Here is a 25,750-nt window from a genome sequence, read left to right on the forward strand (position 1 = left end):
CTGACCCTTGGTGCTACCCGAGGGCCGGACCGGCGCGGTCGTCAGGGGTTCGTGAATGGCGGTCACTGGGCACTCCCAGCCTGGTTGGTCGCGACGTACTGGTCGAACTCAGCCTGCGGAACGAGCTTCACGGAGAACAACATCCGGCTGTGGTCGACACCGCACAGCTCGGCACAACGGCCGGCGTAGACACCAGGCTTGTTGAGCGTCGTGATCTGGAACTTCCGGCCGGGGTCGCCCTCGGGGATGCCGGGGATGACGTCCCGCTTGAACAGGAACTCCGGCACCCAGAACGAGTGGATGACGTCGTCGGTCTCGAGGTCGAACTCGACCTTGGTGTTCACCGGCAGCACGAGCTGCGGGCCCGCCTTGTAGTCGCTCACCGGCACGCCGGCGACGGGCTTGGTGCCCTTGCCGTTCACCGTGGTGGTGAAGCGCCAGCTCCACTGGAAGGCCTCGACCTTGACCTTGACCGGCGCGTTGCCGTCGACCTTGGCCAGAGCCTCGCTGTCGCGGGCGGTGAAGAAGAAGAACACCGACACCATCACCAGCGGGATCAAGGTGTAGAGCATCTCGATCGGCAGGTTGTAACGCACCTGCGGCGGCAGCTCGGCCTTGGCCCTGCGCTTGCGGTGGAAGATGCACGCCCAGATGATCAGGCCGATGACGACGGCACCCGTGGCGAGTGCGGCGATCCAGGCCCCGTTCCACAGATTCTGGACGATCCCGCCCTGCTCGGTGATGTGGTCGGGAAGAAGGCCGCGAGACCAGTCGGCCTCGGGGACGTCATTAGCACACGCCGTAGCAGTGGCCAGCAGCAACGCCAAAGCGGCGGCGCGCGGCACCCTGCGCCGGGCCAACGAACGCCGCGTCGTACGGCGAGTCGGACTCACGGATCGCCTACCCCACAGATGAAGCCCAAGAGTCTTTCCCTTGGGCGCTCGTATTGCTCTTTCTGCATCAAGCACAGACTGACAAGCAGACACATTAGCGTGCAGGGGCCTCGCCCTACCGCGCGACCCCTCGGTGGCGCCGCAAGTGGGACGATGAGTCTCGTGGCTTACTTCGACGCGGCTTCGAGCGAACCGCTCCACCCTCAGGCGCGCGAGGCGCTGCTGGCGGCGATCGACTCCGGCTGGGCCGACCCCGCGAGACTCTATGGCGAGGCCCGCCGCGCGCACCTGCTGCTGGAGCAGGCTCGCACGGAGGTGGCCGAGGTGCTGGGCGCACGCCCCGACGAGGTGTCGTTCACCGCGTCGGGCACGCAGGCCGTGCATCTCGGCGTCCTCGGCACCCTACACGGAAGGCGCAGGGCCGGGCGTCATCTCGTGGTGAGCGCGGTGGAGCATTCCAGCGTGCTGCACGCCGGTCAGGTGCACGAGCGCGAGGGCGGCACGGTCGAGACGGTGGGCGTGGCGCTGAACGGGCGGGTGCACCTCGACCGGTTCGCCGAGGCGGTCGCGCGGCCCGGCACGGCTTTGGCGTGCCTGCAGACGGCCAACCACGAGGTCGGCACGCTGCAGCCGGTCGAGCAGGCGGCCGAGGCGTGCCGCGAGCACGGCGTGCCGCTGCTGGTGGACGCGGCACAGACGGCCGGGCGGCTGCCGGTGCCGCCGGGCTGGTCGGTGCTGACGGCCAGCGCGCACAAGTGGGGCGGCCCCGCCGGGGTGGGGGTGCTGGCGGTGCGCAAGGGCACGCGGTTCCGCTCGTACCTGCCGGAGGACGAGCGGGAGCGGCGGCGGGTGCCGGGCTTCGAGAACGTGCCGGCGATCGTCGCGGCGGCGGCGGCCCTGCGCGCGGCGGCGGCCGAGGCGGAGCGGGAGCAGGCGAGGCTTTCCTCGCTCGTCGACAGGATCAGGGAGACGGTCCCGAGGATCGTTCCTGACGTGGAGGTCATCGGCGACCCCGTTGACCGGGCGCCGCACATCGTGACCTTTTCGTGCCTCTACGTTGACGGGGAGGCGCTGCTGGGCGAGCTGGACAAGGCCGGATTCGCCGTATCGTCCGGAAGCTCGTGCACCGCTAGTACGCTTCGTCCATCGCACGTCCTCGAAGCGATGGGCGTGCTCACGCATGGGAATGTCCGGGTGTCGCTGCCCAGGGGCGCTTCCGCCGGCGAGGTCGACAGGTTCCTCGCCGTGCTGCCCGATCTGGTGCGCCGCATCCGCCAGGACGCGGGAGTCGCATGACCGAGGTGACGCAGCCGGCTTTGACGATCGACGCGCTGGGGAAGAAGTGCCCCGTCCCGATCATCATGCTCGCCGAGCAGATCAACCACGTCCCGCTGAACGCCGTGGTGGCCGTGCTGGCCGACGATCCCGCGGCCTACACGGACGTCCCGGCGTGGTGCAGGCTGAAGTCGCACCGGCACGTGGGGTCGTACGAGCTGCCGGAAGGCGGCTGGGCGATCCACGTCATGCGGAACTACTGAGCTTCCGGCCGTCCGCAAATCCCTGATTGGGCTCTGTCTGGTGGGTAGGGGCCCTGCGTACGAGTCCATCGACATGCAGGGGAAAGCCATGATCAGCGGACAACCGAACGAGACCGCCCGCGACGTCATGAGCACGGGAGCGGAGTGCATCGGCGCGCACGAGACCCTCGACCGGGCGGCGCAGATGATGCGGAACAGCGACGTGGGCGCCCTGCCCGTGTGCGGGCCGGACGACCGGGTCACCGGCATCATCACCGACCGCGACATCGTCATCAAGTGCGTGGCCGCCGGTCACGACCCGGCGCGGGTGACGGCTGGCGAGCTGGCCACCGGCCTGGTCTGGGTGGCGTCGGACGCCACCGTGGAGGAGGCGCTGGCGCGCATGGAGGAGCACCAGATCAAGCGGCTGCCGGTGATGGACGGAGGCCGCATCGTCGGCATGATCAGCGAGGCCGACCTGGCCAGGCACCTGCCTGACGACCAGCTCGCCGAGTTCGTGCACCGGGTGTACGCCTTCCGCTGACCGCGCGCGGGCACCGATCGTCGAGGCCGTCCCCTGCTCCGGGACGGCCTCGCTCGTGTCACGGGTGGTAGCAGCGGACGTGCTCGCCGACCTCGGCGGCGGCCTCGGCCCCGTACGCGGCGGCGAAGCGCTCCATGAAGCCCTTCTGGCCCAGCTCGTACTCCTGCCCGCCGACGCGCTCCAGCACGTGCGTGGCGGTGAGGTTGCCGATCTGCCCGCACCGCTCCAGCGACAGGCCCCAGGCCAGGCCGGACATGAAGCCGGCGCGGAAGGCGTCGCCGACGCCGGTGGGGTCGGCCTTGCCGCGCTCGGGGGCGGGGGCGACCTGGATGGAGGGCTCGCCGGCGCGGTCGATGACGGCGCCCTTGGGGCCGAGCGTGGTGACGCGGACGCCGACGCGGGACAGGATCTCCTCGTCGGACCAGCCGGTCTTCTGCTCGATGAGCCCCTTCTCGTAGTCGTTGGAGAACAGGTAGGCGGCGCCGTCGACGAGCTGGCGGATCTGCTCGTCCTCCATGCGCGCGAGCTGCTGGGAGATGTCGGCGGCGAACGGGATGCCGCGCTGGCGGCACTCGTCGGTGTGGCGCAGCATCGCGTCGGGGTCGTTGGGGCTGATCAGCACCAGGTCGAGCCCGCCCACGCGGTCGGCGACGGGCTGCAGCTCGATGAGCCGCGCCTCGGCCATGGCGCCGGTGTAGAACGAGGCGATCTGGTTGTGGTGCTCGTCGGTGGTGCACAGGAAGCGGGCGGTGTGCTGGGTCTCGGAGACGTGCACGGAGCCGCAGTCCACGCCGTGGCGCTCCAGCCAGGAGCGGTAGTCGGCGAAGTCGTTGCCGACGGCGCCCACGAGGATCGGGTTGAGACCGAGGCAGGCCATTCCGAAGGCGATGTTCGCGGCGCAGCCGCCGCGCCGGATCTGGAGATCATCGACCAGGAACGAGAGTGACACCCTGTCGAGTTGCTCGGCGATGAGCTGATCGCCGAAGCTTCCAGGAAAGGTCATCAGGTGGTCTGTCGCGATTGAGCCGGTCACGGCAATGCGCACGGGATTCTTCTTCCTCGTTGTCAGCAGGCCAATAGGCCCCACGAGAATACGCGAAGGTCCCGCGCGCACAAAGGCGAGCGGGACCTGCTTCGAGCGCCGTTCGAGCGCTAGTTGAACGAGTCACCACAGGCGCACGAGCCCGTGGCGTTGGGGTTGTCGATCGTGAACCCCTGCTTCTCGATCGTGTCGACGAAGTCGATGGAGGCGCCCATCAGGTAGGGGGCGCTCATCCGGTCGGTGACCACGCTGACCCCGCCGAAGTCCGACACGACGTCGCCGTCCATCGAACGGTCGTCGAAGAAGAGCTGGTAGCGCAGGCCGGAGCAACCTCCCGGCTGCACGGCGACCCGCAGCTGCAGGCCCTCCTCGCCCTGCTGCTCGAGCAGGCTCTTGACCTTGGCGGCGGCCGCGTCAGTCAGGATCAGGCCCTGTGCCGTGGTCTCGCTGCTCTCAACCGTCATCTGCTGACTCCCTAACCCGGCTGTCTGTTTCTGACGTCCTACTAATGACGCTACCAACACCTGGGCGTTGCCACACATTCCCGGGGGTCCGCTCGCTCCTCTGGGGCCCGGAATAACCACAAGGTCCCATGTGTCATGATGAGTATCGTCAAATCGACGATAAGGGGGTACGGCCATGGCTGCCCAGACGGGACTGCCGCTCTACGTCCTCGGCCGGGGTGCCGATCCGCACAGCGAGAAGGGGGTCGACTGCCCCGGCGAGCTGCCGCCCGCCTCCGATCCCGACCTCGTGGACCGCGCCAGGAAGGCGAAGGAGGCGCTCGGCGAGCGCCTGTTCGTGCTCGGCCACCACTACCAGCGTGACGAGGTCATCCAGTTCGCCGACGTGACCGGCGACTCCTTCAAGCTCGCCCAGCAGGCCGCCGCCCGGCCCGAGGCCGAGTTCATCGTCTTCTGCGGCGTGCACTTCATGGCCGAGTCGGCCGACATCCTGACCACCGACGCCCAGAAGGTCATCCTGCCCGACATGGCGGCCGGGTGCTCGATGGCCGACATGGCCACGTTCGACCAGGTCGAGGAGTGCTGGGAGGCCCTGGAGGACGCCGGGCTGGCCGACCAGGTGATCCCCGTCACGTACATGAACTCCAGCGCCGACATCAAGGCGTTCTGCGGCAGGAACGGCGGCGCGGTCTGCACCTCCTCCAACGCCCGCCGCGCCCTCGACTGGGCCTTCGAGCAGGGCCAGAAGGTGCTGTTCCTGCCCGACCAGCACCTCGGCCGCAACACGGCGGTGCTGGAGATGGGCATGTCGCTGGAGGACTGCGTGGTGTGGAACCCGCACCGCCCCAACGGCGGGCTCACCCAGGAGGAGCTGGAGCGCGCCAGGATGATCCTGTGGCGCGGCCACTGCTCGGTGCACGGCCGCTTCACCGCCGAGTCGGTGGACGACGTGCGCGCGCGCATCCCCGGCGTGAACGTGCTCGTGCACCCCGAGTGCCGGCACGAGGTCGTGCTCAAGGCCGACCACGTGGGCTCCACCGAGCACATCATCAAGACGCTGGAGGCCGCGCCCGCCGGGTCGAGCTGGGCCATCGGCACCGAGCTGAACCTGGTCAAGCGCCTGGCCCAGACCTTCCCCGACAAGAACATCTCGTTCCTCGACCGCACGGTCTGCTACTGCTCCACCATGAACAGGATCGACCTGCCGCACCTGGTGTGGGCGCTGGAGTCACTGGTGCTCGGCGAGGTCGTCAACCAGATCACCGTCGACGACGACACCACCCACTGGGCCAAGGTCGCCCTCGACCGCATGCTGGCCCTGCCGTAGCGCCGTTTCCGGCTTCAGGCGAACTCGTAGCCGAGCGTCACGTGCACCGTGAGGCTCTGGCGGCCGGGGCTGAGCGACGGCTCACTCTCGGCCGCCATCGTCTGCGGCGCCGTCCGCCGCAGGGGCCGCGGCGGGCCGCCCGTGTCCTCCCGCACCTCCACCACGCGGCCCAGCGGGCGCCCGGCCAGCTCGGCGTACTGGGCCGCCTTGGCCGCCGCCTGCCGGAACGCCCGCGCCCGCGCCTCGGCCAGCGCCGGGCCGGGCTCGGCCACCTCGAAGGCCACGCCGTGCAGCCTGGCCTCCTCGCCCACGCCCACGACGGTGTCGATGACGTGGTCGCCCCTGCCGATGTCGCGCACGACGATCTCGAGCCCCTGCGCCGCCCGGTACGCCGACACCTTCGGGTACGACTCGTACTCGGGGCCCAGGGACAGCTCCGACGTGGACAGGTCGTCAGGTGCGATGCCCGCCTGCCGCAGCGCCTCGCCCAGCCGCGCCGCCGCGGCCCGCACGGCGGCGAACGCCTCGCCCGCCGACGCCCTGCGCACCTCGACGCCCGCGTACAGCCGCAACGTGTCGGGCGCGACCAGGACGGAGCCCTCGCCGCTCACCGTGATGTCCACGAGCTCCCAGCTCCCCTCGGGTGGGTTCGGACCTGATCCTAGGTCGGCGGGCGCGGCTACGGGGAGACCCGGCTGAACCGGAAGCCCATCCTGTCGAACTCCGCCTTCTCCCGCGCCGTGGCGATCACCCGGGCCGCCCTGCCCGCAAGATCGGTCACCACGGCCTCGTACCCGCCGCCGCGCTCCCGCCACACCGCCACGTGGCCGTCGTCCCACCAGCCGATGAGCCGGTTGCTGGCCACCGGGATCCGGACCGGCTCCGCGCCGCCCGAGGTGGGGTACGCGCACAGCGAGGTGCCGGCCGCGGCGCAGTGGGCCAGGAACCGGGTGCCCGACGGCGAGACGTCGTCGCCCTCCACCCACACCGGCGTGCCCACGTCCGACAGCGTGCGCAGGGGCCTGCCGTCGAGGTCGTAGAACCTCATCCGGCCGCCGGACCACGTGCCCACGGCCCGGCCGCCGGCGTCCCAGAAGAAGCGCCACTCCCCCGCGCCCTCGTCGCTGATCCGGAACGCCCGGCCCTTCTCCAGGGCCACGTCGACGATGCCGAAGCCGTACTCGGTGGCGTCGCCGTCGCTGCCCCGGTAGAGGGTGACCAGGCCGTACCTGCCGTCGGGGGACCAGCGGGGCGTGGTGGGGAAGATCGGCTTGCGGCTGACCTCCACCACGCGCCGGCGGCCGGTGACGTGGTCGACGACGGACACGGTGGCGAACAGGTCGGTGCTGTAGTCGACGTCGGTGCCCAGGGCCAGGTTGGTGGACGGGTCGAGGGCGTACTCGAAGTAGCGGGTCTCCGGGGTGAAGCGGCCGGTGGCGTGCTTCCTGACGTACAGGCGCCGGCCGCCGTCCACGGTGTAGGAGGCGAGCCTGATGGGGTCGCCGTCGCGCTCCTCCAGCCGTACCGACGTGCCGGGGAGGGTGAGCGGGCGGGCGGCGGGCGCGGTCGCGGGGGCCGGGAACGGCGTGCCGACGACCGCGTTCGTGCGTCCGGCGGTGCCGGACAGGCGGGCGGCGGTGAACGCGCCGGCCGCCACGAGCACGAGCACGCCCGTGACGCCGCCCGCCACCACCCAGCCGGTACGTCCGCGCCCGGCGGGCCGGCCCGCCGTGGCCGTGCCCTGCCGCAGCAGGCCCGTGGCCGATCCCGTCGGGGAGCCGGCCGGTGAGCCCGTCGGCGCGGCGGGCTCGGGGGCGCCCGGGGGCTCCTCCACCGGCCGCCGGCCGGTCACGTCGGTGGGGCCCTCCGGATCCCCGGGCGGCCGGCGGCCGGGCGCGTCGGCAGAGGTCGCGCGGCCGAGCAGGCGCATGAGGGCCTCGCTCGCCGACGGCCGCCGCGCGGGGTCCTTGGCCAGGCAGTCGTTGACCAGCGCGCGCAGGGCCGGATCGGTCAGGCACGCGGTGTCGGGCTCGGCGTGCATGATCCGGTTGACCACCGCGGGCACGCTGTCCTGCCCGAACGGCGGCTGCCCCGACGCCGCGAACACCAGCGTGCACGCCCACGCGAACAGGTCCGACTTCTCCCCCGGGCCTGACTCGGAGAGCTGCTCGGGCGCCATGTACGACGGCGTGCCGATGACCGAGCCGGTGAGTGTCGAGGCGATGTCGAGCGCCTTGGCGATGCCGAAGTCGATGACGCGCGGCCCGTCGGGGGCGAGCACCACGTTCGACGGCTTGAAGTCGCGGTGCACGATGCCCGCCTGGTGGATCGCGACCAGCGCCGTGACGGTTCCGACCGCCAGCCGGTGCAGGGTGGTGCCCGAGCGGGGGCCCTGCTCGCGTACGACGTCGGCGAGGGTAGGGCCCTCGATGTACTCGCTGACGATGTACGGCCGCCCGCCGAACAGGCCCGTGCCGACGACCTGGGCCGTGCAGAACGGCGCCACCCGCCTGGCCAGCGCCACCTCACGGACGAACCGCTCCGACGCCCCCGCGTCGCCCGCCAGGTCGGCGCGCAGCAGCTTGAGCGCCACCTGCGTGCCCTCCGGGCCGGTGGCGAGGTAGACGATGCCCTGCCCGCCCTCCCCGAGCCGCCCGGCCAGGCGGTACTCGCCCACCGTCGCGGGGTCCCCTGGTCTCAGGGCCGCGAGGTCCGGCATCGGCGACTCCCCTGTACGGCGTCCTTGCCGCCATTCTTACGGGTGAGCCGGGGTTCCGTCATGTGTTCGGGCAAGGGTACGTGATCTGGAACGGCGCTCGGCGGGGCGGGCGGGCGGCTCGGGCGGCTTCGCAGGCGTGCGGCGCGGGTGAAGGCGTCCCGTACCCGGCGGGCGCGCGGCTCAGGTGACGGCGTGGGCGATGGCCTGCGGGGCGTGGAGCTGGAGGTGGCGGCCGGCGCGCGGCAGGCGCACGTGCTCGGCGGCCAGCGCGTCCGCGAGCCGTCCGGCGCAGCCGTCCGGGTCGCCGGCGCTGAGCACGGTGACCGGCACGTCCGGGAACGGCTTCTCCTCGCGCAGCCGGCGCAGGTCGGCGGCCATACCGCGGCGGGCCAGCCACTCCCCCACCGCGGCGGCGAGCACCCGGCCCGTGCCGTAGACCCCCGACGGGTCGGGCAGCCCGGTGAGCAGCCGGTGCGCGGGCGGCCCGGCCACGCGGGCCAGGGCCGTCGCGCCCCAGGTACGGCCCAGCGCGGGCAGCCACCGGCAGGCGGTCCTGGCGAACGGCAGCGGCCGGCGCTCGGCCGTGCACGCGGGCTCCACGAGGACGAGCCTGGCCAGGCACAGCGGGTGCAGCCGGGCGAACGCCTCCGCGTGCCAGCAGGCGACGCCGTGGGCGACGAGCGTCACCTGCTGGGGGTGCGCGGGCGACAGCGCGGCCAGCCGGGCGGCCTCGTCGTACAGGGTGGGCGGGACGGGCGCGGACGGGCTCAGCCCGAGCCCCGGCCGGTCGAAGCGGATGACGCGGTGGCCGCCCGCGAGCCGCGCGGCGACGGCGTCCCAGTGGAACCAGGCGCCCGCGAGCCCGGCGGTGATCAGCACCACCGGCCCGGCCCCCTGCACGACGACGTGCGCCCGCCCGCGCCCGCCCGGCCCGGGAACGGCCCCCGCGCGGCTCCAGAGCGGATCGTCATCCGCGCGAACACCCTCGGCGCCGCTCCAGTCCGCGCGAACCCCGTCGGTGCCGCTCCAGGCCCGGGCGTCGTCCGTGCGGACGCGGGCGCCGCCCACGCCCCCCATGCGGCCGGGCGCGATCCGTGGCCCGGCCTCGTCGGCTGTGGCGTCGGCTGCGGCGTCGTCGGCGACGAGCAGGCGGAGGGCGACGTACACGAGCCACACCGCGATCATCGTGAGCTGGGCCCGGTGAGCGAGGCCGACGCCGTGCCCGGCGGCCTGCGCGCCCGCGGTGAGCAGGGTGGCGCCCAGGGTCAGCCACGTGAACAGCCATGACGCCCGCGCCCGCCACCGCGCGCTGAGCAGCACCATGGCGACCAGCACGGCGATCGTGCCGAGCACCCGCGCCGCCGCGTGCGCCACGTGCGCGGCGGAGGCCCCCTGGCGCCCGCACAGGGGGTCGCTGAGTGCGGCGCAGTCGAGCGGGAACAGCCCGGCCACCACCGTGAGGAGCCCGAACGCGGCCAGCGCCAGCCAGCCCGGCCACTCGCGGGCCACCCTGGGCACCAGCGCCACCCCGGCCAGGCACGCCAGCCCCGCGAGCACGTCGCTGACCCGGAACAGCCGCGTCCACGGCTGGTTCCTGGCGGCGAGCTCGCTGACGTACCCCTCGGTCCGGTCCACGGCGGGGGTGGTGAACTGGCCGGTCACCCAGGCGCTGGCGAGCACCGCCGTCACGATGAACGCGCAGGCGGCGAGGACGAACAACCTTCGCTCCACGTGACAATTAGATCACTATGGGCTACGGCCGCCCATGAGCGCCCCGGTCAGAGCCCTGGAGCGCCCCAGACAGGGAACCATCGGCTGAGGTCCTTCTCCAGCGGCAGCTCGCCTTCGAGGGCGCCTCTGGCCTGCAGTTCGAGCGGGTTGTCGCGCTTCTGCCCCGCCATCGGGGCGAACGGGTAGAAGGTGCCGCGTTTGTACAGGTAGACGACGGCCAGCCGCCGGCCGTCAGGAGCGGCGAACGACACCAGCGAGCACAGCAGCGAGGGCCCGAACCCGGCACCCTCCAGCGTGGAGTTGACCGCGTGCAGCTCGGTGACCAGGTCGCCGAGCGCTTCCGAGGAGCGCCGGACCAGCAGCCAGGTGTAGCCGTAGCCGTCGTCGGACTCCTCGACGCGCTCCCCCAGCAGCGCCTTGGCGTCGCTCTCGGCCGTGGCGAACGCGCCGCCCTCCGCGGCCCTGAACGCCACGGAGCCGAGACCGGTCGGTGTCAGCCCGGTCGCCGCCTGCAGCGTCACGGCCGCCGACGGCAGCGCGAACAGCGCGTCGAGGTTGGGCTTGACCGGTTTCGTCCGGCCGAGCAGCGCGTCGAGCCAGCCCATGCGTGCTCAGCCCCTTCCGAGCTGCTGAGAGATGGCGGCGAGCTGGTCGAGCCGGCGCTCCAGCGTCGGGTGCGTGGAGAACAGGTTCGCCAGCGACTGCCCCTTGGCCAGGGCCGGGGCGAAGTAGAAGGCGTTAAACGGCTCCGCCTCGCGCAGGTCGCGGGTCGGGATCCTGGCCATCTCGCCGCTCACCTTGGTCAGCGCGCTGGCCAGGGCCGACGGGCGCTGGGTGAGCAGGGCGCCGGCCCGGTCGGCGGCCAGCTCCCGGTAGCGCGACAGGGCGCGGGTGAGCAGGAAGCTGACGGCGTACACGATGACGGACACCAGCAGCACGATCGCGCCGACGGGCAGCCCTCCCTGGCCGCCGTTGCGGCGGCCGCCGAGCCCGCTGTAGAGCGCGAACCTGGTCATCAGCCCCGCCACGATGCCGAGGAACGAGGCGATGGTCATGACGGCCACGTCGCGGTGGGCGACGTGGGACAGCTCGTGGGCGATCACGCCCTCCAGCTCCTGCGGCTCGAGGCGGCGCAGGATGCCGGTCGTCACGCAGACGACCGCTCTGTTCTGGTTGCGGCCGGTGGCGAACGCGTTGGGGACGTCGGAATCCGCGATCGCCACCCGCGGCTTGGGCATGTCGGCCAGGGCGCACAGCCGGTCGATGAGGCCGTGCAACTCAGGGGCCTCCTGCGGCGAGACCTCCCGCCCGTGCATGGCGAACAACGCGATGCGGTCGGACAGGAAGTACTGCACCAGCAGCAGGCCGCCCGCCAGCACGAGGACGGTCAGCGCCCGGACGCCGAGGGCGATCAGGACGCCGACGAACACGACGTAGAGCAGCCCGAGCAGGAACATCGTCACGACCATGCGGCTGGTCAGGCCGCGGTCGGACGCGAACCGCGTGCGCACGGGGATCAGCCCGGGATGAGGCCTTGGTCGCCCAGCATCTCCCGGACCTCCTCGATCGAGGCGTCCGCGGGGGGAAGGATCAGCTCTGACGGCTCAAGGCTGTCGTCGGGAAGCGCCTTGCCCACGTGGCGCACCTTGTCGAGCAACGCGTGCAGCTTGACCCTGAACGCCTTCTCGTCACTGGCCTCGATGGCCGCTTCGAGCTCGCTGTCGAGCTCGTTGAGCACGGAGATGTCGTCGGCGGAGATCTCCACCTGACCCTCGCCCATGATCCTGACGATCATGCGCCCTCCCCAGGCTGGCGGTACTGCTGGGTCTGGCCGCCCTGCTGCTGGGGCTGCGCCTGCGGCTGCGGCTGGGCCTGCTGCTGCGGGCGGCCCTGCTCGATCGCCGACTGCGGCGCCGGGCCCTGGCCCAGCTCGGCCTTCATCCTGGCCAGCTCCAGCTCGACGTCCATGCCGCCGCCCATGCGGTCGAGCTCGGCCTGGATGTCGTCGCCGCGGGTGCCGCTGAAGTCGTCGAGGGCGCCGCTGGCCAGCAGCTCGTCGATGGCGCCGGCACGGGCCTGCATCTGCGCCGTCTTGTCCTCGGCGCGCTGGATCGCCAGGCCGACGTCGCCCATCTCCTCGGAGATGCCGGAGAACGCCTCGTTGATGCGCGTCTGCGCCTCGGCGGCGGTGTAGGTGGCCTTGATCGTCTCCTTCTTCGTGCGGAAGGAGTCGACCTTGGCCTGCAGCCGCTGGGAAGCCGTGGTCAGCTTCTCCTCCTCGGCCTGGAGGTTGTCGTGCTGCACCTTCAGGTCGGCCATCTGCGTCTGCAGGCTGGACCGGCGCTGCAGCGCCTCACGGGCGAGGTCTTCGCGCCCGACGGACAGCGCCTTGCGGCCCTGGTCCTCCAGGCGCTGGGCCTGCTTCTCGAGCCCGCTGATCTGCAACTCCACCCTCTTGCGCGAGGTGGCGACGTCGGCCACCCCCCTGCGCACCTTCTGCAGCAGCTCGAGCTGCCGCTGATAGGAGTAGTCAAGGGTCTCGCGCGGATCCTCCATCTTGTCCAGGGCCTTGTTGGCCTTGGACTTGAAGATCATCGAAAGTCTCTTCATCACGCTCATGCGCGTCGGCCGTCCCCTTCTAGGTCGTGCTGGTGTCAATCCCAATGCAGCGCAGCCGCCTTGGGATTACCCTACGCATAACGCACGGGGGCGTCACTAAGTTGCAGTCCAGGTAGGGTTGACGCGTGTTGCGACGCCGTTCCCAAACCTCCGTGGACGACACCCCCGTCCCCGTTGACGATCCTAAGCCCCAGGGTAAAGGTCGTCCCACACCCAAGCGCCGGGAAGCCGAGGGCAAGCGGCGCCAGTACGTCTCCGCGCCGAAAGACCGCAAAGAGGCGTACCGGCAGATGCGGGCCAAGCAGGCCGCCGAGCGCGAGAGGGCCCGCCAGGGCATGCTCGCAGGTGACGAGCGGTATCTTCCCGTTCGTGACAAGGGCCCCGCGCGCAAGTTCGCGCGCGACTGGGTCGACTCGCGGCGGCTGCCGAGCCAGTATTTCCTGCCGTTCTCGCTAGTGATCCTGCTGGCCACCTGGATCCCGTGGCCGATGGCGATCCGCGCGCAGGTGCTCGGCTACGTCGTCACGATCGGCTGGCCGATCATGATGATCGGCGTGCTCGTCACCTCCGTCTACGTGTCGTGGAAGGTGAAGAAGCTCGTCGCCGAGAAGCTGCCGGACGAGAGCGTCAAGGGCGTGGGCTTCTACGCGGCGATGCGGGCGCTGCAGATCCGCAAGCTGCGCTTCCCGCCGCCCCAGGTGCTGCCCGGCGGCAAGCCCGTCCAGCCCAAGCGCTGACCGCTACGGCTGCTCCAGCCCGAGCGCCGGCCGCTACGGCTGCTCCCACCGCAGCAGGCCGCGCGTGACCGCGGGCCGCCGTCCTTCGAGCGGGGTACCCCGCTCCAGGGCGTCGGCGACGGCCCGCACGAGCGCGTGGTACGACGGCATGCGCGGCTCCGTCGCGCCCCCGACGACGGCTCCGCCCGCGGAGTCCACGGCGGCGAACGTCCCTTCCTCCCGCTGGTAGAGGAACGGGATCAGCCGGCCGTTCCAGTGCTCGCCGGCGGGGTCGGTGCGCGGCCGCGCGCACAAGGCGCGCCAGGCGTCCCTGATCTCGCGCGTGCTGAGGTTGGTCGCGCCTTCCGACCAGAACCCGAGGCCGAACCCGTACGCGCCGCGCGAGCCGTTGTGGCGCAGCAGGGAGGCGCGCAGGTCGTCGGGGAAGTCCACGCCCATCTGCGCCTCGGCGATCGCGATCGTGCGGGCCCGGCCGGGCGCGCCCAGGGTGCGGTACGTACGCGGCGCGTTCGCCTTCAGCCACCGCTCGATCCGCCGCCACTGCAGGTTCACCGCCTGCCTGACCCGCGGGTCGATCGGCCGCACGGTCACGGGGCGGGGCGCGGGCGAGCAGGCGGGGTCAGGCGTCGCCGTCGGCGCGGCGCTCGGCACCTGCGTCGGAGCCTGGGTCGGGGCCTGCGTCGGAGCCTGGGTCGGAGCCTGGGTCAGCGCCTGGGCCGGGGCCTGCGCCGATGTCTGGCTCGGGGCCTGCGTCGGGGTCTGGGCTCGGGCCCGCGCCTGGCCGGCGTGCCCCGTCATGGCCGGTCGGCCGCTGTCCGGGATCAGGGCGGCCGTCAGGGTCACCGCGACGATTCCCGCGATGCCCGCCCACACCAGGCCCATCCGCGTGCGGCGGGCCGCCGGAGCGGGGGCCGGGGGGACGGTCAGCCTTTCTGGCATGCGGGCGCGGCGGCGCAGCCGTACCGCTATCGCGGTCAGGATGGCCGCCGTGAGCGCCAGCCGTACGAGCTTCAGCACGTCGCGCACCCTATCCCGAATCGGATCATCCCATGTGCCGGGATTAAGGTCGGATCCATGGAATTCCGTCACCTCGGTCGCAGCGGTCTCATGGTCAGCGAGATCAGCTACGGCAACTGGCTCACCCACGGCTCCCAGGTCGAGGAGGACGCCGCCAAGCAGTGCGTGCAGGCGGCGCTCGACGAGGGCATCACCACGTTCGACACCGCCGACGTCTACGCGGGCACGAAGGCGGAGGAGGTGCTCGGCCGCGCGCTCAAGGGCGTCCGCAGGGAGTCGCTGGAGATCTTCACCAAGGTCTACTGGCCGACCGGGCCCGGCAAGAACGACCGCGGCCTGTCGCGCAAGCACATCACCGAGTCCATCCACGGCTCGCTGCGCCGCCTGCAGACCGACTACGTCGACCTGTACCAGGCGCACCGGTACGACGCCGAGACCCCTCTTGAGGAGACGCTCAAGACGTTCGACGACCTCGTCCGCCAGGGCAAGGTCCTCTACGTCGGCGTGAGCGAGTGGACCGCCGACCAGATCGCCCAGGCCCTCAAGATCGCCGACGAGATGGGCTTCGACCGGATCGTGTCGAACCAGCCCCAGTACTCCATGCTGTGGCGGGTCATCGAGTCGGAGATCGTGCCGCTGTGCGAGCAGGAGGGCGTGGGCCAGATCGTCTGGTCGCCGATCGGCCAGGGCGTGCTGACCGGCAAGTACCTGCCCGGCCAGCAGCCGCCGGAGGGCTCGCGCGCGACCGACAAGAGCGGCAGCGCGATGATCTCCCGGTTCATGAACGACGACGTGCTCACCCGCGTCCAGGAGCTGAAGCCGATCGCGGCCGACCTGGGGCTGTCGATGGCGCAGCTCGCGATCGCCTGGGTCCTGCAGAACCCGAACGTCTCCAGCGCCATCATCGGCGCCAGCCGGCCCGAGCAGGTGCGTGACAACGTCAAGGCGGCCGGCGTCAAGCTGGAGGCCGACGTGCTCAAGCGCATCGACGACGTGCTCGGCTCGGTCGTGGAGCGCGACCCGGCCAAGACGCAGAGCCCGCCCAAGCGCCCGTAGCGCCCCGGGCATCGAAAACCCCTTGAGCCGCCACGGCGCTCAAGGGGTTTCTCGTGTGATCGCCCGGTCACTCCTGACGCAATGACAAACCCGTGTACTCGACGCGGTCCTCATCGAGCAGGGCGACCTGCTCGACTCCCGATTCCAGCAGGTCACGCCAGTTTTCGCCGAGCCACGACTCCGCGTCCGCCTGGCTCGGAAAGACCTCTCGCGGCAAGGGGCGGTCCGTTACCTCACCACCGTTTGCATTTTCATAACGCCATCGCCATGTCATGCCATACGCTCCTTCTCCGCGGCTTCGCCGGCGCACCCTCCGCAGGCACTGGAACCCTACTCCCGAGTCCGCCTGACTCTCCTTTACCTCCTCCGCCGCCGCTTCACCCTCACGCGCGGGGCGGCTCGCGGCCGCTTGTACGCTCGGCGCGGTGAAAGTCCTTCTCACCGGTACGGCGAGCGGCGCGGGCTGGCCCGAGCCCGGCTGCCGCTGCGCCTCCTGCTCGGCCCTGCCTCCGGCCCACCGGCGCCCGTTCGGGCTCGTCGTGGACGGCGCGATCCCCTTCCCCTTCGCCGATCCCCCCGCCGGGTACCGGGTCTGCGCGGGCGGGCTGGGGCTGGCCGGGCCCGACGGCTCCCGCCTGCTCCGCCTGCCGGAGGACCGGCCCGTGCCTCCCGGCGGAGACCGCTACGACCTCGTGCTCATCGACCTCCTCGGCCGGCCGGAACGCCTCGGGGAGCTGCGGCGGGCCGGCCTGGCGGACCGGGCGACGACGGTGGTGGCGGTCGGGCTCGATCACCGGGTCCGCTCGGAGGAGGAGCTGTCCCGGCGGCTGCGGCTCTGGGGCGCGATCGCCGTTCCCGACGGCGCCGAGCTGGAGGTCGTGTCAGGGGGGACCGGCGAGGCAATGGTGCGGCGGGCGCTGCTGCTCGGCGGGGCGCGGTCCGGCAAGTCGGCCGCGGCGGAGCTGCGGCTGGCGGCCGAGCCGTACGTGACGTACGTGGCCACCGGGCCCGACGGGGCGGGCGACGGCGAGTGGGCGGCGCGGGTGCGGGCGCACCGGGAGCGGCGGCCCCCGCACTGGGACACCGCCGAGACGACGGACCTGGCCGGCACGATCCGCGCGGCCACCATGCCGCTGCTCGTCGACGGGCTCGGGACGTGGCTGGCGGCGGTGTTCGACGAGCACGGGGCGTGGGAGGGGGATCGCGCGCCGGTCGCCGCCCGCTGCGACGACCTCGTGGCGGCGTGGCGGCAGGCGCCGGAGCCGGTCGTGGCGGTGTCGGACGAGGTGGGGATGGGCGTGGTGCCCGCCACGGCGAGCGGGCGCGCGTTCAGGGACGCCCTGGGACGGCTCAACGAGCGCCTGGCGGCCGAGTCGGAGTACGTGGCGCTCGTGGTCGCCGGCCGCCTCATCGAGCTCTGAGCCTCGGCCGAGGGACGAGGAGCGGGCCGCCCGAGGCGTCAGGAGCGGCCCCCCCGGGGGGTCAGGAGCGGGCCGCCCGGGCGTACCAGCGGCCGTCCACGCGGTCCACGTGCAGGGGGCGGCCGAAGCAGTCGCTGAGGTTGGCCGGGGTGAGCACGTCGGCGACCGGGCCCGCGGCGAGCACCCTGGCGTCGCGCATGAGCATGGCGTGCGTGGTCGTCGCCGGCACCTCCTCCAGGTGGTGGGTCACCGTGACGGTGGTCAGCACGGGCCGGGTGGCGGCCAGGTCCTCGACGGCGGTGATGAGGTCTTCGCGCGCGGGCAGGTCGAGCCCCGCGAACGGCTCGTCGAGCAGCAGCACCGCAGGGTCGGCCATGAGCGCCCTGGCGACCCTGATCCTGGCCCGCTCGCCCTGCGAGCACACGCGGAACTTCCGCTCGGCCAGGTCCTTGCAGCCGAGGTCGGCCAGCAGCCGGTGGGCGCGGTCGTGCTCGGCGTCGCCGTACTTGTCCCACAGCGGCACGCTCGTCGCCGTGTGCCCGGTGAGCACCACGGTGTGCGCGGTGGCGCCCTCCTCCTCCATCAGCTCCTCGTCGATGAGGCGCTGGCTCTCCGCGACGAGGCCGATGTGGCGGCGCAGCTCCCGCACGTCGACCCGGCCGAGCCGGTGCCCGAGCACCTTGACGGTGCCCTCACTGGGATGGCGCACGGCGGCCGCCAGCGACAGCAGCGTCGTCTTGCCCGCGCCGTTGGGGCCGAGGATCACCCAGTGATCGCCGTAGTCCACCTGCCAATCGACGCCGTCCAGTAGCGCTTTGCCGACAACCCGGACACCTACGCCTTCCAGTTCAACCACGTGCATCCCGCCACACTAGTGGGCCCTAGGATCCTGCGTTATGCGGCTGATGGACGGGCTGAGGTTCGCCCTGGGCACGTTGAGCGTGTTACCCGTGCGGGTCGAGCGGGTGGATCGGCAGGTGGCGGGGCAGGCGATGACGCTGGCCCCGGCGGTGGGGCTGCTGCTCGGGCTGCTCGCGGGGGCGGTGCTGCTGCTGCCCGCGCCGCCGCTGCTCGGGGCCGCGCTGGCGCTGGGGCTGCTGGCGCTGCTCACCCGCGGCCTGCACCTCGACGGGCTGGCCGACCTGGCCGACGGGCTGGGCAGCGGCAAGCCGGCCGACCAGGCGCTCGACATCATGAAAAAGTCCGACATCGGGCCGTTCGGCGTGGTCACGCTGGTGCTGACGCTGCTCGTCCAGGTCGCGGCGCTCGCCGACGCCGGGGTCTGGGCGCTGGTGACGGCGTGCGTGGCGGGGCGGCTGGCCCTGACGTGGGCCTGCCGCTCCGCCGTCCCCGCCGCCCGCCCCGACGGGCTGGGCGCGATGGTCGCGGGCACCGTACGGCGCCCGGCCGCCTGGCTCGCCACCGTCGCCGCACTGCTCGCCGCCGCCGTGATCGGCCTGCTCACCGCCCCCGGCGCCGGCCTCTGGGCCTGGGACGGGAACGACGAGCCGGCTCGCGAGCTTTCGGCCCGCCACATCTCCATGGCCGGCTCGTGCCCGGAGCCCGCCGAGCCCGGCCTGCGGTACGACGCCGACCCGGAGGCGTTCGTGACCGCGGTGGCCGTCTCGGAGGAGGACATGAGCCCCTCGGGCCGGTTCTCCGGGGTCGTGGTGGCGCCGGTGGCGCTGCTCGCCGGGCTCGGGACCGCCCTACTGCTGCTCGGGCACGCCCGGCGCCGTCTGGGCGGGATCACCGGGGACGTGCTCGGCGCCCTCGTCGAGACGGCCGCCGCCGCCACGCTCGTGGTGTACGCCATCCTCGGGTGAGGCGGGCCAGCCCGGGTGCGGCGGGCGTACCGGGAAGAAGCGGAGCAGCACGGCGGCCAGCAGCGCGAGCAGCGCCCAGCCGACCACGCCGGTCAGGCCGGCGAGCAGTTCGTTCGGCGGGTGGGCGGCATCGCCGAGCAGCAGCGCGACGGAGGCGATGGCGTTGACCGCGCCGTGCGCCACGACGGCGGGCCACACGCTGCCCGTTCGCAGCCGCAGCCACCCCAGCACCAGCCCGAGCAGTACGCAGAAGCCGATGAACACCAGCGCCGCCCAGGAGCCCAGCCTCGGGTAGTTGTAGCCGAGCAGCGTCAGCGGGGCGTGCCAGAGACCCCAGACGAAGCCGGACAGCAGCAGCCCGGCGAGCACGCCGTTGGTGGAGGTGAGCCGGGGCATCAGCCAGCCGCGCCAGCCCCATTCCTCCCCGAGCGCCGGGATCGCGTTCAGCACGGGCCCGGCGACGACGGCGATGACGATCTGCGTGATGGCCGGCGTGGTGAGGTCGGCGGGCGGCGTGACGCCCTGCGCCCGCCAGACCGCCTTCAGGAGGCTGAGGTGGTCGAGGTCGAGCGTGACCAGTCCCACGGCGGCGCTGATCCCCACGGAGAGGAACGCGAGCAGCGGCACGCCCAGCCAGGCCGCCGCCATGAGCGCGAGGGTGCGGCCCTTGCGCTCGCCGAGCGTCAGGCCCGTCCGCCTGGCCCACTGCCGGAACGGCGTGCGGGAGAGGGCCCACACCCCGAGCACGCCCACGCTGGGCGTGAACATCATGAGCGTGCCCAGCACCATCATCAGCGGCGAGCCGAGCCCGCCGCCGAACCACAGGGGCAGCGCGACGGCCCAGGACAGCCCGAAGGCCAGGACGGTGAAGACGAGCAGAGGTCTTTTCATGAGGGGACTCGCTCCGCTATGAGGGCGTTGATGAGGGAGGCGCCGCGCTCGGCGTCGTCGATGCTGATCGCCAGCCGCCCGCCGGAGCGGTAGCGCAGGACCAGGCATTCGCCGCCGCGCAGCATGATGGTGGCGCGGCCGGGCAGCCCGCGGAAGCCCCAGCCGCCGACCTCGCCGGGCGAGAGCCGCTCGCACCAGGCCGACTCGATCTTCGACAGGGGGATCCGGCGCGCCGGCCAGCCGAGCGGGCCGAAGCCGATCGTGACCGCGTCGTCGCCGGCCCTGACGGAGAGCGCCGAGCCGGCCAGCGCGGCGACGAGCACGATCGCGAACCCGGGCAGCAGCCGGGGCACGAGCCCGCCGGACGTCACGCCCAGGATGGTGAGCGCGCCGGTGACGGCGACGCCGGCCAGCGCCAGGGCGCTGACGGCGGCGAGCCACCGGTTGTCCACGCGGCTGACCCAGACGGCCCGCTGGCCCGCCCGGAGCCTGAGCGCGGGCGGCGCCGCGTCCCGGGGGGACGGCTCGTCGGGGGCGCCCTTACCCAGGTAACCGACCAGGGACCCGGCGACGGCCGCGGCGGCGATCACCAGCGGGACGTGCCAGCCGGGCAGCAGGGTCGCGCGCCAGCTCGGGGCGTCGAGGTTGACGGCCAGCGTGGAGGCGTCCGCGCCGAGCAGGAGCACCCCGGACGCGGCCATGCCGGCGTAGGAGGTGACCCGCGCGGCGCGCCGGTCGCGGGCCCGGCCGAGCAGGAGGAACAGCAGCCACAGCCCCGTCCACAGGATCACGGTCGTGATCACGTGGGCGGTGACCGAGTTGGAGCCGTCGGGCACGGCGCCCGAGGTGCCCCAGTGGGTGGCCATGGGGTCGGGGAGCCGGTCGCGCAGCGCCAGGGGCCCCAGGAGCAGCGCGGCGGCCACGGCGAGCCACCACACGACGGCGACGACACGGGCTCTCACGTCAGTTCCTCCACGATGGTGATGAGGTCTTCACGGCTGTAGCCGTACTTCTTGGCCTCGTCGAGCAGTTCGCGTGCGCGTTGCACGAGCAGGGCGCGCCCGTCGGCGCGGCGCGCCACGCTGACGCCGCGGCCCCTCCTGAACTCCAGCAGCCCTTCGTCGCGCAGGTCGCGCAGCGCGCGCAGCACGGTGTTGGGGTTGATGCCCAGCGCGGCGGCCAGGTCGCGGGCCGGCGGCAGGCGGTCGCCCGGCCGGTAGGAGCCCTCGCCGATGGCGCGGCGGATGGCGCCCGCCACCTGTTCGTGGAGGGGGCGCGCGTCGTTGAGATCGAGCGTCAGCAGCATGGTGCTAATGACACTAGCACCATTAATCAGATCGTGCTGACCGGCGATTGGTAGGATGAACCCCTGTTTGTGAGTACGTAGAAGACGTGGATAGCATCGGTTTACGTGACCACTGTGCGGCTGAACTCAGCAGATCCCGTCTCTGTCGACACCGACGCGTTGATCGTCGGTTTCCGCCCCGGCCAGGACGGCCCCGTGCCCGCGGTGGGCGCCGAGTCCCTTGACGCCGCCTTCGGTGGCAAGCTCGCCGCGTCGCTCGGCGCCGTGGCGTTCACCGGCAAGGCGGGCGAGCTGGCCAAGCTGCCGACGTTCGGCGCCATCGCCGCCCCGGTGCTGGTCGCCGTGGGCCTGGGCGACTCCCCCGCACCCGAGGGTCTGCGCCGCGCCGCCGGCGCCGCCGTCCGCTCACTCGCCGGCACCGCGCGCGCCGTGCTCGCGCTGCCCGCCGGCACCCCCGAGGAGGCCGAGGCGGTCGCGCTCGGCGGCCTGCTCGGCGCCTACGCCTTCACCCGCTACCGCACCGCCGGCGAGCAGAAGGCCCCCGTCGCGGACCTCACGGTGGTCTCCGGGCAGTCCGGCGACGTGGCCGAGCGCGCGAGCGTGCTGGCCGAGTCGGTCTCCCTCGTCCGCGACCTGGTCAACACCCCGCCCTCCGACCTGTGGCCGGCCAGGTTCGCCGAGCTCGCCGAGCAGGCGGGCGCCGAGGCCGGGCTGAGCGTCGAGGTGCTCGACGACAAGCAGCTCAAGGACGCCGGCTACGGCGGCCTCATCGGCGTCGGCCAGGGCTCGGTCAACCCGCCGCGCCTGGTCCGCCTCGCCTACAGCCACCCCGAGGCCGGCAAGACGCTCGCGTTCGTCGGCAAGGGCATCACGTTCGACTCCGGCGGCCTGTCGCTCAAGCCGTCCGCCTCGATGGACTGGATGAAGTCCGACATGGGCGGCGCCGGCGCCGTGCTCGGCGCCCTCATCGGCATCGCCCGCCTCGGCCTGCCGGTCAACGCCGTCGGCTACCTCTGCCTGGCCGAGAACCTGCCGAGCGGCACCGCGCAGCGGCCCTCCGACGTCATCCACAGCTACAGCGGCAAGACCGTCGAGGTGCTCGACACCGACGCCGAGGGCCGCCTGGTCCTCATGGACGGCATCGCCCGCGCCGCCGAGGACGATCCCGACCTGATCGTCGACGTGGCCACCCTCACCGGCGCCCAGATCGTCGCGCTCGGCTGGCGCACCGCCGGCGTCATGGCCAACGACGACGCCATCAGGGAGCTCGTGGTCGAGGTGGCCACCGAGGCCGGCGAGGGCGCGTGGGGCATGCCGCTGCCCGAGGAGCTGCGCAAGGGCCTCGACTCCCCCGTCGCCGACATCGCCAACCTGCACCCCGAGCGCTGGGGCGGCATGCTGGCCGCGGGCATCTTCCTCAAGGAGTTCGTGCCCGAGGGGGTGCGCTGGGCGCACATCGACATGGCCGGGCCCGCGTTCAACAAGGGCGAGCCGTACGGTTACACACCGAAGGGCGGCACGGGCGCCATCACCCGCACCCTCATCGGACTCGCAGAGCGGCACGCGAGCATCTGAAACAAATGAAAAGATGACGGCATCACGAACACCCCGACAAGGAGCCTTCCCGTGGCCTATGACATCGTCGTCCTAGGGGGCGGCAGCGGCGGTTACGCCTGTGCCCTGAGGGCGGCTGAGCTGGGCAAGTCGGTCGCCCTGATCGAAAAGGACAAGATCGGCGGCACCTGCCTGCACAGGGGATGCATCCCCACGAAGGCCCTGCTGCACTCCGCCGAGATCGCCGACGAGACCCGCGAGAGCGAGTCGTACGGCGTCAAGGCCCGCTTCGAGGGCATCGACGTCCAGGGCGTGCACGCCTTCAAGGACAAGATCGTCACTCGGGCCTGGAAGGGCGTGCAGGGCCTGCTGAAGGCCGCGGGCGTCACGATCGTCGAGGGCGAGGGCCGTCTCGTCGGGCCCGACCGGATCCAGGTGGGCTCCGAGGTCTACGAGGGCCGCAACCTCGTCCTGGCCACGGGCTCGGCCCCCAAGTCGCTGCCCGGCCTCGAGATCGACGGTGAGCGCGTCATCACCAGCGAGCACACGCTCAAGATGGACCGCGTGCCCAGCTCGGTCATCGTGCTGGGCGGCGGCGTCATCGGCGTCGAGCTGGCCAGCGTCTACCGCTCGTTCGGCGCCGAGGTGACGATCGTCGAGGCGCTGCCGCACCTGCTGCCCACCGAGGAGGAGTCCAGCTCCAAGCTGCTGGAGCGGGCCTTCCGCCGCCGCGGCATCAAGTACGAGCTGGGCGTCTTCTTCGACAGCGCCAAGACCACCGAGACGGGCGTCGTCGTCACCCTGGCCAACGGCAAGACCCTCGACGCCGAGCTGCTGCTCGTCGCCGTCGGCCGCGGCGCCGTGTCGGCGGGCATGGGGTTCGAGGAGCAGGGCATCGCCATCGAGCGCGGCGCGGTCGTGGTCGACGAGCACTGCCGCACCTCCGTGCCCGGCGTCTACGCCATCGGCGACCTGATCCCCACCCTGCAGCTCGCGCACGCCGGGTTCGCCGAAGGCATCATGGTGGCCGAGCACATCGCCGGCCTCAACCCGCCGCCCATCGACTACGCGGGCGTGCCGCGCATCACCTACTCCGACCCCGAGGTGGCCTCCGTGGGCCTGACCTCGGCGCAGGCGGCCGAGCGCGGCATCGAGACCGTCGAGCAGGTCTACGACCTGGCGGGCAACCCCAAGAGCCAGATCCTCGGCACCTCGGGCGCCGTGAAGGTCATCGCCCAGAAGGACGGCCCGGTCGTGGGCGTCCACATGGTGGGGCGGCGCATCGGCGAGCTCGTCACCGAAGGCCAGCTCATCTACAACTGGGAGGCCCTGCCCGCAGAGGTCGCCCAGCTCATCCACGCACACCCGACCCAGTCCGAGGCCATGGGTGAGGCGATGCTGGCCCTGGCCGGCAAGCCGCTGCACGTACACAACTAGTCCAGCCCTCGAGATCAGAACGCGAGAGAAGAATAACGATGCCGGTCTCCGTACAGATGCCCCAGCTCGGCGAGAGCGTTACCGAGGGCACGGTAACCCGTTGGCTGAAGAAGGAGGGCGAGCGCGTCGAGGCCGACGAGCCGCTCCTCGAGGTGTCGACCGACAAGGTCGACACCGAGATCCCGTCGCCGTCCGCCGGCGTGCTCACCAAGATCGTCGTCGCTGAGGACGAAACGGTCGAGGTCGGCGCCGAGCTCGCGATCATCGACGAGAACGGCCAGCCGGGCGCTGCGGCCCCCGCTCCCGAGGCGGCCCCCGCGCCGGCTCCCGAGCCCGAGCCCGCTCCGGCCCCGCAGCCCGAGCCCGCGCCCGCCCCGCAGGCCTCCTCGATCCCGCAGCCGGCCCCGGCCCAGCCCGCCCCGGCCCCCGCGCCTGCCCCGGCTCCGGCTCCGGCCCCCGCTCCGGCTCCTGCGCCCCAGGCCGCCCCCGCGCCGCAGGCCGCTCCCCCGGCCCAGCCGGCCGCGCCCTCCGGCGACAGCCCCTACGTGACGCCGCTGGTGCGCAAGCTCGCCAACGAGCACGGGGTCGACCTCGACTCCATCAACGGCACCGGCGTCGGCGGCCGCATCCGCAAGCAGGACGTCCTGGAGGCCGCCAAGGCGCAGCGCGAGCAGGCCGCTGCCGCCGCCCAGCCGGCCGCCCAGCCCGCCGCGCAGGCTCCCGCCCCCGCTCAGGCCGCCGCCCCGGCCCCGGCCGCCCAGGCTCCCGCCGCGGCGCCCGAGCCCGTCGAGGTCGACACCACCCTGCGCGGCCGCACCGAGAAGATGTCGCGCCTGCGCCAGACGATGTCCAAGCGCCTGGTCGAGTCGCTGCAGACGGCCGCCCAGCTCACCACCGTCGTCGAGGTCGACGTCACCAAGATCGCGCGGCTGCGCGACCAGGCGAAGGCCGACTTCCAGCGGCGCGAGGGCGTCAAGCTCACCTTCATGCCGTTCTTCGAGATGGCCGCCATCGAGGCGCTCAAGCAGCACCCCAAGCTCAACGCGACGATCAACAACGAGACCATGGAGGTCACGTACTTCGACGTCGAGCACCTCGGCATCGCGGTCGACACCGAGCGCGGCCTGATCGCGGCCGTCATCAAGAACGCCGGCGACCTCAACCTCGCCGGGCTCGCCCGCAAGACCGCCGACCTCGCCGAGCGCACCCGCGCCAACAAGGTGACGCCCGACGAGATCACCGGCGGCACGTTCACACTGACCAACACCGGCAGCCGTGGCGCCCTGTTCGACACGCCGATCCTCAACCAGCCGCAGGTCGGCATGCTGGGCACCGGCGCCGTCGTCAAGCGGCCCGTCGTGATCGACACGCCTGAGGGCGAGGTCATCGCGGTCCGGTCCATGGTCTACCTCGCGCTGACCTACGACCACCGCCTGGTCGACGGCGCCGACGCGGCCCGCTTCCTGACGACGATCAAGCGTCGCCTGGAGGAGGGGCGCTTCGAGGCGCAGCTCGGCCTCGCGTAACCTCGCACCTCCGGGTCTGTGATCGGCCGGGCGGCTCCCACGGGACCGCCCGGCCCTTCACTGTCCCGGCTCTCTCGCACGGGCCACTCACTGTCCCACGCCCGGACGCCCTCCCACGCCCGG

The 25,750-nt window shown here is 72.5% G+C and carries 27 protein-coding genes; 11 read left to right on the top strand and 16 right to left on the bottom strand.

Features of this window, described 5'->3' with window-relative positions; all coding sequences use genetic code 11:
• Nucleotides 1-62: 62 nt before the first annotated feature.
• A complete protein-coding gene (gene ctaC, locus HCN51_RS14905) occupies nt 63-860 on the bottom strand; it encodes an aa3-type cytochrome oxidase subunit II (protein ID WP_206067030.1) in 798 nt (265 codons plus the stop codon).
• Nucleotides 861-1,046: 186 nt separating this feature from the next.
• Between ctaC and HCN51_RS14910 the strand changes: the two genes are divergently transcribed.
• The 3 genes from HCN51_RS14910 (at nt 1,047) to HCN51_RS14920 (ending at nt 2,954) form a co-directional block, all read left to right on the top strand.
• The gene (locus tag HCN51_RS14910; protein ID WP_168010226.1) at nt 1,047-2,189 is read left to right on the top strand and encodes a cysteine desulfurase family protein; all 1,143 of its coding nucleotides are present in this window, start codon (nt 1,047-1,049) and stop codon (nt 2,187-2,189) included.
• On the top strand, nt 2,186-2,431 hold the full coding sequence (locus HCN51_RS14915) for a sulfurtransferase TusA family protein (protein ID WP_080041198.1): 246 nt from the start codon (nt 2,186-2,188) through the stop codon (nt 2,429-2,431). The genes HCN51_RS14910 and HCN51_RS14915 overlap by 4 nt, the downstream gene beginning before the upstream one ends.
• An 88-nt stretch (nt 2,432-2,519) precedes the next feature.
• Complete coding sequence (locus HCN51_RS14920) at nt 2,520-2,954, top strand: CBS domain-containing protein (protein WP_080041199.1); 435 nt, start codon at nt 2,520-2,522, stop codon at nt 2,952-2,954.
• Between the two features lie 58 nt (nt 2,955-3,012).
• On the opposite strand, the gene HCN51_RS14925 is transcribed toward HCN51_RS14920, so the two are convergent.
• Nucleotides 3,013-3,999 carry a PfkB family carbohydrate kinase gene (locus tag HCN51_RS14925; protein WP_168010227.1) on the bottom strand — a complete coding sequence of 329 codons (987 nt, stop codon included), beginning with the start codon at nt 3,997-3,999 and terminating at the stop codon, nt 3,013-3,015.
• A 107-nt stretch (nt 4,000-4,106) separates the two neighbouring features.
• The gene (gene erpA / locus HCN51_RS14930) at nt 4,107-4,460 is read right to left on the bottom strand and encodes an iron-sulfur cluster insertion protein ErpA (protein ID WP_043638338.1); all 354 of its coding nucleotides are present in this window, start codon (nt 4,458-4,460) and stop codon (nt 4,107-4,109) included.
• 175 nt (nt 4,461-4,635) lie between these two features.
• Here erpA and nadA point away from each other — a divergent pair, with 175 nt between their 5' ends.
• Nucleotides 4,636-5,787: a quinolinate synthase NadA gene (gene nadA / locus HCN51_RS14935; RefSeq protein WP_080041201.1), complete on the top strand. Its 1,152-nt coding sequence runs from the start codon at nt 4,636-4,638 to the stop codon at nt 5,785-5,787.
• Between the two features lie 14 nt (nt 5,788-5,801).
• Here nadA and HCN51_RS14940 read toward each other — a convergent pair whose 3' ends face one another.
• The 7 genes from HCN51_RS14940 to HCN51_RS14970 all read right to left on the bottom strand — a co-directional run bounded on the left by HCN51_RS14940 (nt 5,802) and on the right by HCN51_RS14970 (nt 12,856).
• Complete coding sequence (locus HCN51_RS14940) at nt 5,802-6,410, bottom strand: SIMPL domain-containing protein (RefSeq protein WP_168010228.1); 609 nt, start codon at nt 6,408-6,410, stop codon at nt 5,802-5,804.
• 56 nt (nt 6,411-6,466) lie between these two features.
• Nucleotides 6,467-8,506 (bottom strand): serine/threonine-protein kinase, encoded by a 2,040-nt coding sequence (locus HCN51_RS59405; protein WP_168010229.1) that lies wholly within the window; start codon nt 8,504-8,506, stop codon nt 6,467-6,469.
• A gap of 180 nt (nt 8,507-8,686) precedes the next feature.
• Nucleotides 8,687-10,237 (bottom strand): alpha/beta fold hydrolase, encoded by a 1,551-nt coding sequence (locus HCN51_RS14950; RefSeq protein WP_168010230.1) that lies wholly within the window; start codon nt 10,235-10,237, stop codon nt 8,687-8,689.
• A gap of 47 nt (nt 10,238-10,284) precedes the next feature.
• The gene (pspAB, locus tag HCN51_RS14955; RefSeq protein WP_168010231.1) at nt 10,285-10,842 is read right to left on the bottom strand and encodes a PspA-associated protein PspAB; all 558 of its coding nucleotides are present in this window, start codon (nt 10,840-10,842) and stop codon (nt 10,285-10,287) included.
• Between the two features lie 6 nt (nt 10,843-10,848).
• Nucleotides 10,849-11,748: a zinc metalloprotease HtpX gene (gene htpX / locus HCN51_RS14960; protein ID WP_168010232.1), complete on the bottom strand. Its 900-nt coding sequence runs from the start codon at nt 11,746-11,748 to the stop codon at nt 10,849-10,851.
• Between the two features lie 5 nt (nt 11,749-11,753).
• Nucleotides 11,754-12,032 (bottom strand): PspA-associated protein PspAA, encoded by a 279-nt coding sequence (pspAA, locus tag HCN51_RS14965; protein ID WP_080041207.1) that lies wholly within the window; start codon nt 12,030-12,032, stop codon nt 11,754-11,756.
• Nucleotides 12,029-12,856 carry a PspA/IM30 family protein gene (locus HCN51_RS14970; protein WP_080041208.1) on the bottom strand — a complete coding sequence of 276 codons (828 nt, stop codon included), beginning with the start codon at nt 12,854-12,856 and terminating at the stop codon, nt 12,029-12,031. The genes pspAA and HCN51_RS14970 overlap by 4 nt, the downstream gene beginning before the upstream one ends.
• Nucleotides 12,857-12,981: 125 nt before the next feature.
• On the opposite strand from HCN51_RS14970, the gene HCN51_RS14975 reads away from it, so the two are divergent.
• Nucleotides 12,982-13,593, top strand: a complete 612-nt coding sequence (locus HCN51_RS14975; protein WP_346433649.1) for a DUF3043 domain-containing protein — start codon at nt 12,982-12,984, stop codon at nt 13,591-13,593.
• Nucleotides 13,594-13,626: 33 nt separating this feature from the next.
• Here the strand turns inward: HCN51_RS14975 and HCN51_RS14980 are convergent, their stop codons facing one another.
• On the bottom strand, nt 13,627-14,610 hold the full coding sequence (locus HCN51_RS14980; RefSeq protein WP_168010233.1) for an SMI1/KNR4 family protein: 984 nt from the start codon (nt 14,608-14,610) through the stop codon (nt 13,627-13,629).
• 57 nt (nt 14,611-14,667) lie between these two features.
• Here HCN51_RS14980 and HCN51_RS14985 point away from each other — a divergent pair, with 57 nt between their 5' ends.
• Entirely contained in the window at nt 14,668-15,666 is a 999-nt protein-coding gene (locus HCN51_RS14985) for an aldo/keto reductase family protein (protein ID WP_168010234.1), read from the top strand.
• Nucleotides 15,667-15,733: 67 nt separating this feature from the next.
• Here HCN51_RS14985 and HCN51_RS14990 read toward each other — a convergent pair whose 3' ends face one another.
• Complete coding sequence (locus HCN51_RS14990; RefSeq protein ID WP_080041212.1) at nt 15,734-15,940, bottom strand: hypothetical protein; 207 nt, start codon at nt 15,938-15,940, stop codon at nt 15,734-15,736.
• Between the two features lie 151 nt (nt 15,941-16,091).
• Here HCN51_RS14990 and HCN51_RS14995 point away from each other — a divergent pair, with 151 nt between their 5' ends.
• Nucleotides 16,092-17,087 (top strand): bifunctional adenosylcobinamide kinase/adenosylcobinamide-phosphate guanylyltransferase, encoded by a 996-nt coding sequence (locus tag HCN51_RS14995; RefSeq protein WP_168010235.1) that lies wholly within the window; start codon nt 16,092-16,094, stop codon nt 17,085-17,087.
• Between the two features lie 61 nt (nt 17,088-17,148).
• On the opposite strand, the gene HCN51_RS15000 is transcribed toward HCN51_RS14995, so the two are convergent.
• Nucleotides 17,149-17,949, bottom strand: coding sequence for an ABC transporter ATP-binding protein (locus HCN51_RS15000; RefSeq protein WP_168010236.1), 801 nt, complete (start codon nt 17,947-17,949; stop codon nt 17,149-17,151).
• A gap of 34 nt (nt 17,950-17,983) precedes the next feature.
• Between HCN51_RS15000 and HCN51_RS15005 the strand changes: the two genes are divergently transcribed.
• Entirely contained in the window at nt 17,984-18,913 is a 930-nt protein-coding gene (locus HCN51_RS15005; protein ID WP_168010237.1) for an adenosylcobinamide-GDP ribazoletransferase, read from the top strand.
• Here HCN51_RS15005 and HCN51_RS15010 read toward each other — a convergent pair.
• The 3 genes from HCN51_RS15010 to HCN51_RS15020 are packed head-to-tail and all read right to left on the bottom strand — an operon-like array spanning nt 18,797 to nt 21,110.
• Nucleotides 18,797-19,804, bottom strand: coding sequence for a CPBP family intramembrane glutamic endopeptidase (locus HCN51_RS15010; protein ID WP_168010238.1), 1,008 nt, complete (start codon nt 19,802-19,804; stop codon nt 18,797-18,799). The two genes, HCN51_RS15005 and HCN51_RS15010, sit on opposite strands and share 117 nt — an antisense overlap.
• The gene (locus HCN51_RS15015) at nt 19,801-20,766 is read right to left on the bottom strand and encodes a DUF1648 domain-containing protein (RefSeq protein ID WP_168010239.1); all 966 of its coding nucleotides are present in this window, start codon (nt 20,764-20,766) and stop codon (nt 19,801-19,803) included. Before HCN51_RS15015 ends, HCN51_RS15010 begins: the two co-directional genes overlap by 4 nt.
• Entirely contained in the window at nt 20,763-21,110 is a 348-nt protein-coding gene (locus HCN51_RS15020; protein WP_080041218.1) for a GntR family transcriptional regulator, read from the bottom strand. Before HCN51_RS15020 ends, HCN51_RS15015 begins: the two co-directional genes overlap by 4 nt.
• A gap of 105 nt (nt 21,111-21,215) precedes the next feature.
• Between HCN51_RS15020 and HCN51_RS15025 the strand changes: the two genes are divergently transcribed.
• Genes HCN51_RS15025 through sucB form a run of 3 tightly spaced genes read left to right on the top strand, consistent with a single transcriptional unit; the run spans nt 21,216 to nt 25,627 of the window.
• On the top strand, nt 21,216-22,685 hold the full coding sequence (locus tag HCN51_RS15025) for a leucyl aminopeptidase (protein ID WP_168010240.1): 1,470 nt from the start codon (nt 21,216-21,218) through the stop codon (nt 22,683-22,685).
• Between the two features lie 51 nt (nt 22,686-22,736).
• A complete protein-coding gene (lpdA, locus tag HCN51_RS15030; protein WP_168010241.1) occupies nt 22,737-24,101 on the top strand; it encodes a dihydrolipoyl dehydrogenase in 1,365 nt (454 codons plus the stop codon).
• Nucleotides 24,102-24,139: 38 nt separating this feature from the next.
• Complete coding sequence (sucB, locus tag HCN51_RS15035; protein ID WP_168010242.1) at nt 24,140-25,627, top strand: 2-oxoglutarate dehydrogenase, E2 component, dihydrolipoamide succinyltransferase; 1,488 nt, start codon at nt 24,140-24,142, stop codon at nt 25,625-25,627.
• Nucleotides 25,628-25,750: the final 123 nt, after the last annotated feature.

Source organism: Nonomuraea composti (assembly GCF_012034275.1).
In the GTDB taxonomy this organism is placed as follows: domain Bacteria; phylum Actinomycetota; class Actinomycetes; order Streptosporangiales; family Streptosporangiaceae; genus Nonomuraea; species Nonomuraea composti.

Excerpts from the sequence above, each read along its gene's own strand:
- HCN51_RS15005 (WP_168010237.1), top strand. The coding sequence starts at position 17,984 with ATGCGGCTGATGGACGGGCTGAGGTTCGCCCTGGGCACGTTGAGCGTG.
- pspAB (WP_168010231.1), bottom strand. The coding sequence starts at position 10,842 with ATGGGCTGGCTCGACGCGCTGCTCGGCCGGACGAAACCGGTCAAGCCC.
- pspAA (WP_080041207.1), bottom strand. The coding sequence starts at position 12,032 with ATGATCGTCAGGATCATGGGCGAGGGTCAGGTGGAGATCTCCGCCGAC.
- erpA (WP_043638338.1), bottom strand. The coding sequence starts at position 4,460 with ATGACGGTTGAGAGCAGCGAGACCACGGCACAGGGCCTGATCCTGACT.
- HCN51_RS15020 (WP_080041218.1), bottom strand. The coding sequence starts at position 21,110 with ATGCTGCTGACGCTCGATCTCAACGACGCGCGCCCCCTCCACGAACAG.
- HCN51_RS14990 (WP_080041212.1), bottom strand. The coding sequence starts at position 15,940 with ATGACATGGCGATGGCGTTATGAAAATGCAAACGGTGGTGAGGTAACG.
- HCN51_RS14920 (WP_080041199.1), top strand. The coding sequence starts at position 2,520 with ATGATCAGCGGACAACCGAACGAGACCGCCCGCGACGTCATGAGCACG.
- HCN51_RS14970 (WP_080041208.1), bottom strand. The coding sequence starts at position 12,856 with ATGAGCGTGATGAAGAGACTTTCGATGATCTTCAAGTCCAAGGCCAAC.
- HCN51_RS14910 (WP_168010226.1), top strand. The coding sequence starts at position 1,047 with ATGAGTCTCGTGGCTTACTTCGACGCGGCTTCGAGCGAACCGCTCCAC.
- HCN51_RS15000 (WP_168010236.1), bottom strand. The coding sequence starts at position 17,949 with ATGCACGTGGTTGAACTGGAAGGCGTAGGTGTCCGGGTTGTCGGCAAA.
- sucB (WP_168010242.1), top strand. The coding sequence starts at position 24,140 with ATGCCGGTCTCCGTACAGATGCCCCAGCTCGGCGAGAGCGTTACCGAG.
- nadA (WP_080041201.1), top strand. The coding sequence starts at position 4,636 with ATGGCTGCCCAGACGGGACTGCCGCTCTACGTCCTCGGCCGGGGTGCC.
- HCN51_RS59405 (WP_168010229.1), bottom strand. The coding sequence starts at position 8,506 with ATGCCGGACCTCGCGGCCCTGAGACCAGGGGACCCCGCGACGGTGGGC.
- HCN51_RS14985 (WP_168010234.1), top strand. The coding sequence starts at position 14,668 with ATGGAATTCCGTCACCTCGGTCGCAGCGGTCTCATGGTCAGCGAGATC.
- HCN51_RS14915 (WP_080041198.1), top strand. The coding sequence starts at position 2,186 with ATGACCGAGGTGACGCAGCCGGCTTTGACGATCGACGCGCTGGGGAAG.
- HCN51_RS15010 (WP_168010238.1), bottom strand. The coding sequence starts at position 19,804 with ATGAAAAGACCTCTGCTCGTCTTCACCGTCCTGGCCTTCGGGCTGTCC.